The sequence below is a fragment of the Bifidobacterium sp. FKU genome (genome assembly GCF_026016385.1).
Lineage (GTDB): Bacteria > Actinomycetota > Actinomycetes > Actinomycetales > Bifidobacteriaceae > Bifidobacterium > Bifidobacterium infantis.
In genome coordinates this window covers 2,457,585-2,470,937 of sequence record NZ_CP092888.1, presented here as the reverse complement: position 1 = coordinate 2,470,937, position 13,353 = coordinate 2,457,585, and the positions used below count along the sequence as shown (strand labels likewise).

Below are 13,353 nucleotides of genomic sequence, written 5' to 3'. Positions count from 1 at the left end.
AAGAGGACTTATGACACAACGCAATACATTCCGCGAGGATGAGGAGCTGGAGGAGTCCATCAACCTCCACGACATCGCTCGCGTCGGCAAATATCTCAAACCGTATATGGCACAGGTGGCGCGCATTCTCGTCGTCGTCATCTCGATGAGCTGCATCGTCGTCGCCGTGCCGTACCTGACCAAGATCATGATCGACGAGGCGATCCCGAACAAGGACCTCGGCAAGCTCGGCATCCTCGCCGTAATCCTCGCCGCGCTGATCGTGCTGTACGAGTTCGGGCTGCGCTACCGCACGGTGGCGATCACGCGCGTCGGCCAGCTCATGCTCAAGGACATGCGCCGCGATATCTTCACGCATATCCAGACGCTGCCCTTCAGCTACTTCGATTCGCGCCCGCACGGCAAGATCCTGATCCGCGTGGTCAACTATGTGAACACGCTTTCGGACACGCTGAGCTCCGGTCTGATCAACGTGATCTCCGACGTGTTCACCTTCGTGATCACTCTGATCGTGATGTTCGTGATCGACTGGCAGCTGGCCCTGTGGAGCCTGATCCTGTTCCCGGTGCTCATCATCTGGGTGCGCGTGCTGCAGATCTTCCAGCGGCGCGCCTTCCAGAAGCTCTCCAACAAGCAGAGCAACCTGAACGCCTACATCCACGAGTCGATCGCCGGCGTGAAGACCACGCAGACCTTCGCGCAGGAGCAGGCCCAGTTCAGGACCTTCCAGGAGCAGCAGGGCGAGGTGCGTTCCGCGTGGATGCACGCCGTGCACATCCAGTTCCTCATGTGGCCGGGCGTGCAGACCATCTCCGTGATGACCATCTCGTTCATCTACTTCGTCGGCGTGATGGGCTTCGGGGGCGTGAACGTGACCACCGGCGTGCTCATCGCGTTCGTCGGCTACGCGAACAACTTCTGGAATCCGGTGATCAACATAGGCAACTTCTACAACCAGCTCATCACCTGCTCGGCGTACCTCGAGCGCATCTTCGAGACGCTCGACGTCACGCCGGAGATCCGCGACAAGCCCGACGCGGCGGACCTGCCGCAGATCCGCGGGCGCGTCGACTTCAACGACGTGGTGTTCCGCTACGAGAAGGACGGCCGCAACATCCTCAACCTCGTGGACTTCCACGTCGAACCGGGGCGCACGATCGCGCTGGTCGGCCCGACGGGCGCCGGCAAGACGACGATCATCAACCTGCTGTCGCGCTTCTACGACGTGTCCGAGGGCTCGGTGACGATCGACGGCCACGACGTGCGCGACGTGACGCTCGCATCGCTGCGCCGGCAGATGGGCGTGATGCTGCAGGACACCTTCATCTTCTCTGGCAACGTGCGTGAGAACATCCGCTACGGCAAGCTCGACGCCACCGACGAGGAAATCGGGGCGGCGGCGAAGGCCGTGCACGCGCACGAGTTCATCATGGAACTGCCCGACGGGTACGACACGGTGGTGGAGGAGCGCGGATCGACCCTGTCGGCCGGCCAGCGCCAGCTCATCGCCTTCGCGCGCGTGCTGCTCGCCGACCCGCGTATCCTAATCCTGGACGAGGCGACGAGCAACATCGACACGCGCACCGAAGAGGCGCTGCAGGCCGGCCTGCAGCATCTGCTCAAGGGGCGTACGAGCTTCATCATCGCGCACCGTCTGTCGACGATCGAGAACGCGGATGAGATCTTCTACATCGATCACGGCCAGATCGTCGAGCACGGCTCGCACGCGCAGCTGCTCGCCGCCAAGGGCGCGTACTACCGCCTCTACGAGTCGCAGTACGCGATGATTCGCGTGGCCAGCGGGGCGCCGGAGGAGTGACGAGATGTTGCGCACAAGGATGCGTTTAGCGGCGTTTCACATAGCGGGTGCTGCGACCGGCACCGATTTTGATGATCGTACCGGAGTCCAACAGTGATTTCAGCGTGCGCTCAATGGTGGTGGTGCTGGTATCGGGCATGCGAGCGAGAATATCGGCCTTGGAGAGTGGAACTAGGGATCGATCAAGCAGTGCTTCAATCCGCGTTCCCTTGGTGGCTACTCGCGGTGCTCCCTGCGCTCTGCCGCCTGCCGTGAGATTGATGCGTTCGTCGAATTCCTTGCACGCGGACAGTATGATGCCAAGCAGGTAGTTCGTGAATGGCGCATAATCATTGGCGTTGTCGTCCCATCCTTGGGTGCTTGCGGCCAGCGCCTCATAATAAGTGCTTTTACTTTGCTCGATAAGGTGTTCGATACTGATGTATTTGCCGACCATATAGCCATTGCGGTACAACATCAGGAGCGTGAGTAGCCGACTCATGCGGCCGTTGCCGTCATTGAACGGATGTATGCAGGTGAAATCGAGAATGAACATGGCGATGGCAAGCAATGGATCGGTATGTCCATCTCGGATTGCTTGCGTGTAGGCGGAACACGCGCGTTCGATCAGTTCCGGTGTGACAAGTGCGGACGGTGGGGCGAATCGTACGGTGCTGGTCCCGTGTGCATCTCGTTCGATGATGACGTTGTCACTGTCCTTGAAATGCCCCGCAAAGGTCAGTGGTGTGTGCCGGAAGAGGTCGCGGTGCAGTTGAAGAATGACGTTCGGGGTAATCGGAATATAGTCGTGGCTTTCGTGAATAGCCGATAGCACGTCACGGTAGCCGGCAATCTCTTCTTCATTGCGATTGCGCGGTGTGACTTTCTCCGAGACGAGATCGTTGAGCCTGCTATCGCTGGTGGAAATACCTTCGATGCGGTTTGAGGCATCTGTGCTTTGGATGCGCGCGACGGCAACCAGCGTCTCCAATATATCCGGTCTGATCGTTGTCTGTATGCTTTGGCGCCCTTTTGCCTCGTGAATCGCGGCAAGCAAACTCGTGGTGTGCGGGGTGAGCAACGTCTTACCTGATTCGATGTAGTCGAATGATCTCATACCGCCTCATTTTCTGCATCATACGAACTTTTCTGCATCATATTTTATCAAAATGAGGCAGAAAATGGGCTGATGAGGCAGAAAAGGCGGCAGGATGGCGGCCATCTCGCTTGCCGGTTGCGCGATTCTGGGCGCGGTGCTGCTCGGCTGGTTCGCCTGTGCGATGATCGTCTGCTGGATTATTTCCGCTCACCTGAGTATCGACAAGCGCACTGATCCATCGTTCTGGCTGAAATCACCCGTTTGCGCAACGGTGGTGCCAAGGCGGCCGCACGGTCTTGCAATTCATAACGGCGTCAGTGGCGAAGGCAATATCAGCGCGCTTCTCGCGGATATGATTCATCTCGCAACCTCCGACGAGATTCCTCGCCTGCAGGCGGCTATCATGTCGCATTTCCTATTCGAGTACATTCACCCGTTCTACGACGGCAACGGCAGGACCGGGCGGTATCTCCTGGCCCTTTACCTGAATCATGATCTGACCATGCCTACGGTACTGTCTTTGTCGCGCACCATTGCGGAGAACAAAAACGCCTACTACAAGGCGTTCGTGGAAGCGGAGGCTAAGCTGAACTGCGGAGAGCTCACGCTTTTCGTGAACACCCTCCTCGGGTTCATCCGTGAAGCCCAGGACGAGCTGATTGACGAGCTCGAAATCATGGTTGACCAGCTTGACAAGGGCGAGACGATTTGCGAACAGCTTAGGCAGAAGCACGGTCTGTCTGCGAAAGCGGCCTCGATACTATACGGCGTAATCCAGGAGGAGATGTTCGATTCGACCGAGTCCATATCGCTGGACGACGCCGCCCGCCAAATCGGACTATCCAAGCAAAGTGCGAGAACATACGTGGGGGAGATACTGGATGCGGGTCTCGTCGTTCAGTCCGGGAAACGCCCGCTGAAGATACAGACGTCGGAATCGTTGAAAAGCATCCTCTCGACGGGAGTGAGCGAGGATTAGTAACTTCGTGCCATGGTTGTAGTAATGCCAAGATTCTCAGTCACTACCGGATTTGTTCGTTTTTGAGGGACTGCGACATATTGGACTCCTACTGCAGTATCGTCCATATCGCGCTTCGTAAGAATGGAGATGATTCTCGATTATTCTTCCATCGAACGAGAGCGATATTCGCTGGGCGTGCATGCGAATTCGCGGTCAAACGATCCTCGCATGGTTTGAGAACTGGGGAATCCGGATTCCCGGACGATTTGATTGATTGGCATATCCGTGTTGGTGAGCAAATCGCAGGCCGCCAGCAGACGTACACGCGTTACGTAGTCTTTAAATGTCACTCCAGAATATTTGCTGAATATCCTTGAAAAATGCTCTCGTGAATATCCGAATTTCTGCGACACCTGTGCGGTGGATAGGAGCTCGCGATAATGACGTTGCACGTAGTGGCGTATTCGTCTAATGACTCGTCCATCCTGGAGTATGGTTTCATCCTCGGTGTCTTCTTGGTTCGCTGCAGCCAATGGTTTGGCGCAGTCAAAAACATTGGTAAGCATGGTATAGAACCAGGAATTCGCTTCAAGGAACCGTGTCTGCTTGCCGCTGATCAGTGCCGCAAACATTTGTTCGCAGCATTTCAGCAATTGTTGATGATCTTTTTCGCCAATGTAGTCGTAATCCAGCTGTTGTTGGATTTGGGTAATATACGGATATGACGGTAGCAACTCCGTGGGCGAGATCGTTACGGAAAGCGCCTGCGGTACAGCTGATGGTTGCCGAAGATCCTGAATAAGTTCGATGCTATGCAGGCAGCGTGGAGGAATCAGTACTACATCACCGGCATGATACATCGAACGTTGGGTGCCTTTCATCACTGTGGCCCGACAGCGTCGGACGTATACCACCTCGAAGCCTTCATGCCAATGCAACCTGGCTTTGTCGAATCCCTGATGTGCGATGACCAGGGCAGGGAACTGCGGTGATGTGGTCAATAGTTCCTGATTGGTGCCCTTAACGTACTGCATATCGCCTCCTACTTAGGTCGCTGTTGGTTTGTGCGCCATCAGGACCTTACTGCATCGGCGAACCATGACGTTATCGTCATGGGGTGGGTGATGGCGGTACCGACTACGGCTGCCCAGGCACCCATTTCTATGGCTTTGGCCGCATCGGACGGAGTATGTATCCTACCCTCGCATATCACCGGTACGTGGGGGTGCCGCTCCAGCATTTGAGCGAGGAGCTCGTAATCCGGTCCTTCTGTTTTGGCGCGGGAATCGGTGTATCCAGCCAGCGTGGTGGAGATGATGTCGAATCCTGCATCCACGGCTGCATCGGAGTCTTCGATGCAGCCGCAGTCGGCCATCAGTATTGCGCCCTCGCTTTTGAGTTGCCGCGCGGTCTGCTGCAGAGTTAGACCGTCTGGCCGGGGCCGATCTGTAGCATCGAGTGCCACAATGTCGGCTCCCGCCATAATGCAGGCTCTGGCGTGGCGTAACGTTGGCGTGATGTATACGCCGTTATCGCCTTCCTTCCATATGCCGATGACTGGAACTTTTACTTGGCCTTTGATGGCGCTGATATCGGCAAGACCTTGGCATCGAATGGCGGCAGCGCCGCCGATTTCTACTGATTGAGCGACTTGGGCCATGGTTTCGGGATGCCGCATTGGCTCGCCGGGATATGCTTGACAGCTGACTATCAGTTTGCCGTGGAGCGAATCGATAAGACGTTTCGAATAAGTATCGTTAGTATTCATATTTCTGCTCCTTATTTGATCTGAGGTCGGCGCACAGAGCTGATGTTGCTCCGATGAGAGGGGCTCTGCCGCCGAGTGTTCCTGTCAAAACCGGTGTTCGGGAAAGAATGCCCAAGGTCTGTCTTTGGATGCCTTGTTTCACAGATTTCATCCATAGTTCTCCAGAATGGACTACGGAACCGGAAAGGATCACGGCATCGGGATCAAGGGCATTGATTAGTCCGCCAAGAACATCGCCGAGACTCGTGCCGGCCAGAGTGATACTGGTTACGGCTTCCGTACTACCTTGACTGGCCAGTTCGGCGATAGTGCGTCCACTGATGTCGGTGGGGAGAGTATTGTGTCCGTTCTGTTGCAGAGCACGTCGATAATTATCGGCAATGCCGGTACCTGAGGCGATTGACTCCACATGGCCCTTACATCCACATGAGCAGGATATACCAATGGCGTCGGGATGCGGCAGATGGCCGATATGGCCACAGGCTCCGTGGACGCCGCGTACCAGTTTCCCGTCGATGATTATCGCGCCTCCGATACCGGTGCCGATGGCGGCGACCAGTAGTGATTGGTATTGTCGTCCGCATCCCCAGTGCGCTTCACCAAGGGCGTGTGCCTGAACATCTCCGATGACGATGGCAGGCACGTTGAACGTTGCCGATAATTCGGCTTGCAGTTGAATACCGGCCCAACCGGGAATCAACGAAGTGGCTGATACCACCGAACCGTTGCCGTCAATGACTCCTGCGCTCGCTACACCGATCCCCAATAGTGGGAAAGGAATCTCACCATCGTCCAGACACTGGCGAATGGCTTGAACGACGCGTTGCAATACGGAGGTGCCGCCGAGACGTGCTTTCGTCGGTATGACGTACCGTCGAATCAACGCTGGCATGTCCCGCGGTCTTCCTTGTTCGTCGAGGTCTACGCACATGAGACCAGCGGCGATTTTGGTGCCGCCGATGTCCACGGATATCACCGTATGCTGATGGATTATGCTTGCAAAACTCATAGGCATCTCCGTTGGTGTGATTAAGCGGTATGGGCGACTGCACTGCGTCAGTTCGCCTCCGCTTTTATTGTTATCAGGCTTCCTCCGAGTACGACAACGACGCCTTGAACCATCGGTCACAAAATCATTCATTTTTATCACGCCCATAGCCCTGTTGCCAATGACCGGCAAATGCTCGCTCAATACGATAGGGGCTTACTGGTGGGCGACGAGGTCCATCATCGGGCAAAGGAGAATATCATGAGCCAACAGACTCAGTCTCAAATCGATGGCAAGCTTAAAGGCAAGTTAATTGCCGTCTGTACGATCGGAGCCGTGGGTGGCTTCCTGTTCGGATACGATACGTCGGTCATCAACGGCGCCGTGACCGCAATCGCCAGTCCGGATTCCGGTTTTGCACTCAGCAGTACCATGAGCGGATTCTCGGTCTCCAGCGCATTGCTGGGATGTGTGTTCGGCGCATGGTTCGCCGGTGTGGTCGCCGATCGTATGGGACGAATTCGTGTACTGGAGCTTGCCGCCATATTGTTTGTGGCAGCTTCTTTGGTGACAGGTCTGACGACGAATTTCACCATATTTATCATCTTCCGTATCGTCGGAGGCCTTGGTGTCGGATTCACCTCGGCAATCGGCCCCGCTTACATTTCGGAGATTTCTCCAGCAGCAAGACGCGGCTTCTTCACCAGCTTCCAGCAGATGGCCATCGCATTGGGCATCATCGCATCGCTGGTCGTCAACGATATCTATGTCGTGGCATCCGGTGGCGCTGAAATGCCATTCTGGATGGGGATAGACGCATGGCGTTGGATGCTAGTGACAACAGCCCTGCCTGGCGTTATCATGTTCTTCCTATGCTTCGCTTTGCCAGAGACTCCTCGTTATCTGGTTATGAAGGGCGAGATTGCAAAGGCCAAGACCATTCTGATTGACGTCATCGGTGACAACAATGCCGATGTGACCATCGCCAAAATCCAGAAGTCGTTCCAGAACGAGGAGAACGAGAAGAAGGTTTCCTTCAGGGAACTGCGCGGTAAGACGTTCGGTCTCAAGGGCGTGGTCTGGATTTCCATCATCTTCGTTCTGCTGGCTCAGGCCAACGGGCAGAATATCATCATGCTGTACGATTCCAGCCTTTGGAACATGCTGGGCTTCAGCGAGCAGGCGTCGCTGACCATCGCTGTTGTACGTGCGACGCTCGCCGCCGTTGCCACGGTGGTAGGTATGGTGCTTATCGATCGAGTCGGTCGCCGTAATCTTATGAAATACGGAACTTTGCTGATGACGGTATTCCTGGGCATCACGGCCATTGGCTTCGGCCAAGGACAGTTGAGTGCTGACGGTACTCTGAGCCTGTCGATTACGTGGACGTGGATTTCCATCGTATGCACCTACGCGTTCTTCCTGGTTTGCTGTGCCACTACGAACGTCACCGTCTGGGTCATCATCAGCGAAATTTTCCCGAATCGTATCCGTGCCAAGGGGGAGGCCGTGGCGACTGCCGCGAACTGGATGTTCAACTTCCTTATCACTACGATTTATCCTCCTATGCGTGATGGCATCGGTCTTGGATGGACGTACGGCTTCTACACGCTGATGGCATTGCTGGGCTTCTTCTTTGTCGTCAAGTTTCTGCCGGAAACCAACGGTGTGGAGCTTGAGGATATGAAGGCTGAGCTGAAGTGAGGTGGGGAATGATGCGTTATCAAGACGACGATGCAATGACGTTCTCTGTCAACGGAATTCCTTTCACGTTGAATGATATTCACGCTACGAATGGAACTTGTGTTTTGACGCCGCTACAGGAACGGTTGGCCCGAACATGGACCTACCTTGACGAGGATCTTCCCGATACCGCAGACATACCCGATGATGATGAGTATCGAGTCTTTATCGATTATGTGCGGCAGCATCGGGCAAGCTACGCGTTCAGTGACGTACGCCGACTGGACTTCCGCAGTGCGTTGCCTGATACCGTGATGAAATTTCCGGATATCGACTATATGACCGATGGCGGGCGTGCTCATAAGTTGGATATTTTCCTGCCGAAGGACGCATACTTGCGCGGCGACGGTGATATTCCGGTTATTTTCAACATTCACGGTGGCGCGTTCTTCTATTCATTCAAGGAAATTCAGAATGCGTATGCCGCTCAGCTTGCCAGCCGAGGATTTGCCGTGGTGTGCCCCAACTATACGTTGGCACCCGGGGGCGATTTCCTCGATATGTTGACTGATGTGTCGACGGCCTTGCGATGGCTAGTAAGCAATGGTGATGGGTGGCAGCTGTCGGCTGAGCAACTGTTCCTGGTCAGCGATTCTGCCGGCGCATTGCTGGGAACGTTCCTGTTGGCGTGTGAGACCAATGAGGAGCTGTCCTCTCTTCTGGGGATTGATAGTAATCATGTGCGGTTCCAATCAGTCGGTTTCACCTCCGGCATGCTGGTGTATGACCATCTGTTCGATGCGTTCTACCCGGATTCCGGCGAGCTGTTCGAGAAGCTGCGGCCAGCGTTCCGAACATTGATATCACGATTGGAGGGAACACCATATGAGCGTACTGAATCGTTGATGCGAGCAATCGCATATCCGCCGGTATGGCTTTCCACCAGTACCGATGATTTTCTGGAAAACGATGCGCTGTACGCAACGATGCTACTGCGCTCGATGAACTGCGATCATGAACTGCATGATCTGCGGTCTGTCAACGGCAAGCGTATTCCTCATGACTATCCCTTGATGACGTGGGATTCCGGCAGCGGAGAACTCAATGACGCAATGATGGCGTTCTTCCGCGAGCATCTATCACCGCGCACATCGCTTACGGCGAGTGTGTAGATGACATTGCCGCCGCAATCGCGAAAAGACGATGACTGCGGCGGCATCCTCAACATCACTCCAACAGAAAGCATGACCCACGGCACCACGCGTCAGGCGCTCAGTCTCATCACCAATCCCATCGTCACCATCGTGCTTTTTGCACTCGCCGTGTTCACCTGCTGGCGGTAGCCTACACTGAGAAACAGCCTACACTGAGAAACCATGAGCAAGCACCACCATCGCGACCGTAGCTGGGCCCCGGCACCTGAAGCATTGCCGGACGACGCCCAGACCATCGACAACCACACTCACGTGGCCTCCGTAATCCCTTTCGCGCGCGCTATGAGCCATGAGGCGCAGGAGAAGGGACAGCCCGAAGTCCCGGTGTACGACGTCGACCAATTGCTGGCGCAGGCGCAATCTGTCGGCATTGGGGGTATCATCGACTGCGGTTGCGAGCTGCCGCACCTGATGACCGCCGTCCAGATGGCCCTCGATCATCCAGGTAACGTGCACGCGGCGCTCGCAATACACCCCAATGAGTCCGTGCTCCACGGGCATCGCGGTGTGCCGGGGCCGGATGGTCTGCCCCTCAAATACAAGCCTTACCATGACACGTCTTTCGAGGACGCGCTCGCCGAAGTACATCGCCTCGCCACCACATACCCCGAGCAAGTGGTGGCTATCGGCGAGACCGGCATGGACCTCTTCCGCACCGGCGAAGGTGCGAAGGAACTGCAGCGTGAGGCCTTCCGCGCGCATATCGCCCTAGCCAAGGAACTGGGCCTGCCCATGCAGATTCACGACCGCGACTCCCATCGCGAGGTCATCGAAACCCTGCTGGCCGACGGCGCGCCCGAACGCACCGTATTCCACTCGTATTCCGGCGACCGTGAGATGGCCGAGATCGCGCGCGAACATGGCTGGTATCTGAGCTTCTCCGGCACCGTGAGCTACAAGGGCAACGACGGCATCCGCGAATCGCTGCGAATCGTGGGTCTGGACCATGCGATGGTCGAAACCGACGCGCCGTACCTGACGCCCATGCCCTACCGCGGGCGCACCAACGCGCCGTATATGATCCCCTACACCTTGCGGGCCATGGCCGATACGCTCGACCTGTCCATCGCGGATGTGGCGCGCGGCACCCGCGATACCGCCCGCGCCGTATACGGACTGTGAGGGCCGGGTGTGCGGCCGTCGCGGCGCGTGTAGAGACGATGTGTTGACTTGTAAAATTTGTCAGAATTGTGAACGAGGTCTACCATGATGTACCTGACATAAGCGAGGGGGATGATCTCCACCTCAATGGAGGACTGAACGTATGGCTGAGTCGAACCAAAGGACCGCACGCGCCCAAGAAGCCTCAAAGGCCCAGAAAGCCCAGGCTGGCGCCGCCAAAGCCAAGGCCCGACAGGAAAAAGAAGCACTGCTGAGGGCCGACACCTTTACCAACGCTCCCAAGGTGTCCCGCCGCACTCTCACCAAGGAGGAGCGCGCGGCACTCGCCAAGCAGAGGGAAGCCGAAACCAAGGAAGCCGAGAAAATCGCCAGCGCATGGTCGAAAGGCGGCCTCGGCCGATGGTGGGCCCGCTTGCAATCCAGTCCAGACAAGGTTACCTGGGGCATGGCGATTGTGGCGCTCGGCGTGGTGTACGGCGACATCGGCGCCTCGCCCCTCTACACCGCGCAGACCTTCCTTGCCGGTCAGGGAGGGCTTGGCAGCGTAAACCGAGAGGCCGTGCTCGGCATGCTGTCGCTGGTCTTCTGGTCGATTACACTAATCACTACCGTCAAATATGTGCTCATCGCCATGCGTATCGACAACAATGGCGAAGGCGGCATCTTCGCACTGTACTCGTTGATTCGCAAGTACGGCGCATGGCTCGCGATTCCCGCCATGCTCGGCGGTGCGGCATTCCTCGCGGATTCGGTACTTACTCCGGCGGTTTCCATCAGTTCCGCAGTCGAAGGCTTGCAGACCCTGCCGCCATTGGAAGGGTTGTTCGACGAAAACCCAAGCCTGACCCTGATGATTACCGTCGTGATCATCGTGATTCTCTTCTCCGTGCAGTCGCGCGGCACCGAACGCATCGGCAAAGTATTCGGCTCGATGGTGCTGGTCTGGTTCAGCTTCCTCGCCATCGTGGGCGTCACGAATCTCTCTAACGACTGGTCTGTGTTCGCGGCCCTGAACCCGGTGTACGGCATCAAATTCCTGTTCAGCCCGGACAATGCTGCCGGCATCGCCCTTATGGGCACTGTGTTCCTCTCGACCACCGGTGCCGAGGCACTGTACTCCGACATGGGCCACGTGGGGCGCGGCAACATCTACTTCACCTGGCCATTCATTAAGGTTGCGCTGGTGCTCAACTACTTCGGCCAAGGCGCGTGGATGCTGGCCAATAGCGATAACCAGCAATACACCGCGATGAAGTCGCTCAACCCGTTCTTCCAGATGATGACCCCGAACGTGCGGTACCTGGCCGTGATCCTGTCCGTCACGGCCGGCGTGATCGCCTCCCAGGCCCTGATCACGGGCGCGTTCACCATGGTTTCCGAGGCCACCCGCCTCAACTGGATGCCCCATCTGCAGGTGCGTTACCCGGCCCGTACGCGCGGCCAGCTGTACATTCCGGTGGTCAACGGCGTGTTGTGCGTGGCCACGCTCGCCGTGCTCGCCATCTTCAAGGATTCCGAGCATATCTCCGCCGCGTACGGCCTGGCGTTGACCATTACGATGATTACCACCACCGTGCTGCTCGGCGTGCACATCTGGCATTCCGGCAAGCGGGTCGGTGCCATCGTGTTCACCGTGCTGTTCTTGGCGATTCAGGCTATGTTCTTCATCGCGTCTATGGCCAAATTCCTGCATGGTGGTTGGTTCACCATGTTGCTGACCGCCGCGATTCTGTTCGTCATGTACACGTGGAATGAGGGCACCAAGCTCGAACGTGCGCAACGCCGTCACATGCGGCCCAACGACTTCCTACCCGCGCTCGACAAGCTGCACAGTGATTTCCGCATCCCGTATTTTGCGGACAACATCGTGTACCTGACCTCCGACTCGGAAACCAAGCGACTCGACACGGACATCTTCTTCTCCATCTTCGCCGACCACCCCAAGCGCGCCCGTGCTTGGTGGGCAGTCAGCGTGGAAACCACCGACGAGCCGTTCACCCGTGAATACTCGGTGGAGAACTTCGGCACGAACTACATCTACCGCGTGCGCTTCCGTTTGGGATTCAAGGTTTCGCAGTCCATCCCTGCGTACATCCACCAAATCATGCACGACCTGTCCAAAACCGGCGAACTGCCTAAGCAGAAGTCGATTTACCCCAAGGTCGACGCCGATCCGGACATCGGCACCATCCGGTACGTGCTGATTCACAAGGCCCTGATGCCGGAATCCAAGGTTTCCGCACGCGGTGCCCTGTCGTTGCAAGCCAAGTACGCAATCCGCCGCATGGCCGGCTCGCCGGTTAAGTGGTTCGGTCTGGCACCTTACAACCCGCTGGTCGAGGTGCAGCCGCTGTTCGTCTCCACCCGCCGCCCACCGCGTCTGAAGCGCACCGATACGGCCAAGACCATCCCGACGCCCACGCCGACTCGTGCAGTGGCCGACCCGGCCGCCGTCCCCGACCCGATGGACACCACGTCCGGGCTCGGGCGATTGGTACAGGAGCTCGATGCCGCCGTATCGGCCGAGGAGCGGAAGATCGCTGAGACCGCTGCCGCCGCTGCGGTCGCTGAGCAGGGCGATAAGGGCAAGGCCAAGAACGGCAAACCCGCCGCCAAGCCTCAGCGCTCCGCCAAACAGAAGCGATAACATACCAGTTTGCAGCGGCGCTGATGCGCTCTATAAAGAATGCCTATAACAGTCGCCGCACGTCGCCGCACGG

The 13,353-nt window shown here is 57.1% G+C and carries 10 protein-coding genes and 1 pseudogene; 7 read left to right on the top strand and 4 right to left on the bottom strand.

The window, feature by feature from the left end:
• Positions 1-10 precede the first annotated feature (10 nt).
• Positions 11-1,819: an ABC transporter ATP-binding protein gene (locus MMB48_RS11055; protein WP_032743835.1), complete on the top strand. Its 1,809-nt coding sequence runs from the start codon at positions 11-13 to the stop codon at positions 1,817-1,819.
• Positions 1,820-1,844: 25 nt separating this feature from the next.
• On the opposite strand, the gene MMB48_RS11050 is transcribed toward MMB48_RS11055, so the two are convergent.
• Positions 1,845-2,915, bottom strand: a complete 1,071-nt coding sequence (locus MMB48_RS11050) for a Fic family protein (protein ID WP_032743836.1) — start codon at positions 2,913-2,915, stop codon at positions 1,845-1,847.
• 268 nt (positions 2,916-3,183) lie between these two features.
• Between MMB48_RS11050 and MMB48_RS11045 the strand changes: the two are divergent.
• A pseudogene (locus MMB48_RS11045) lies at positions 3,184-3,876 on the top strand (Fic family protein); the annotation flags it as partial.
• 140 nt (positions 3,877-4,016) lie between these two features.
• Here the strand turns inward: MMB48_RS11045 and MMB48_RS11040 are convergent.
• The 3 genes from MMB48_RS11040 to MMB48_RS11030 are packed head-to-tail and all read right to left on the bottom strand — an operon-like array spanning position 4,017 to position 6,635.
• A complete protein-coding gene (locus MMB48_RS11040) occupies positions 4,017-4,892 on the bottom strand; it encodes an AraC family transcriptional regulator (protein WP_032743837.1) in 876 nt (291 codons plus the stop codon).
• A 38-nt stretch (positions 4,893-4,930) separates the two neighbouring features.
• Positions 4,931-5,626 (bottom strand): N-acetylmannosamine-6-phosphate 2-epimerase, encoded by a 696-nt coding sequence (locus tag MMB48_RS11035; protein ID WP_032743838.1) that lies wholly within the window; start codon positions 5,624-5,626, stop codon positions 4,931-4,933.
• Positions 5,616-6,635 carry an ROK family protein gene (locus MMB48_RS11030; protein ID WP_032743839.1) on the bottom strand — a complete coding sequence of 340 codons (1,020 nt, stop codon included), beginning with the start codon at positions 6,633-6,635 and terminating at the stop codon, positions 5,616-5,618. Before MMB48_RS11030 ends, MMB48_RS11035 begins: the two co-directional genes overlap by 11 nt.
• Positions 6,636-6,875: 240 nt before the next feature.
• Between MMB48_RS11030 and MMB48_RS11025 the strand changes: the two genes are divergently transcribed.
• From MMB48_RS11025 to MMB48_RS11005, 5 genes are all read left to right on the top strand, one after another.
• Positions 6,876-8,318 (top strand): sugar porter family MFS transporter, encoded by a 1,443-nt coding sequence (locus MMB48_RS11025; RefSeq protein WP_050496228.1) that lies wholly within the window; start codon positions 6,876-6,878, stop codon positions 8,316-8,318.
• A gap of 8 nt (positions 8,319-8,326) precedes the next feature.
• Positions 8,327-9,469, top strand: a complete 1,143-nt coding sequence (locus tag MMB48_RS11020) for an alpha/beta hydrolase (protein WP_032743840.1) — start codon at positions 8,327-8,329, stop codon at positions 9,467-9,469.
• Entirely contained in the window at positions 9,470-9,640 is a 171-nt protein-coding gene (locus tag MMB48_RS11015; protein WP_155270624.1) for a hypothetical protein, read from the top strand.
• A gap of 33 nt (positions 9,641-9,673) precedes the next feature.
• Positions 9,674-10,633, top strand: a complete 960-nt coding sequence (locus MMB48_RS11010) for a TatD family hydrolase (protein ID WP_012578620.1) — start codon at positions 9,674-9,676, stop codon at positions 10,631-10,633.
• A 142-nt stretch (positions 10,634-10,775) separates the two neighbouring features.
• Positions 10,776-13,280, top strand: coding sequence for a KUP/HAK/KT family potassium transporter (locus tag MMB48_RS11005; RefSeq protein WP_032743841.1), 2,505 nt, complete (start codon positions 10,776-10,778; stop codon positions 13,278-13,280).
• Positions 13,281-13,353: the final 73 nt, after the last annotated feature.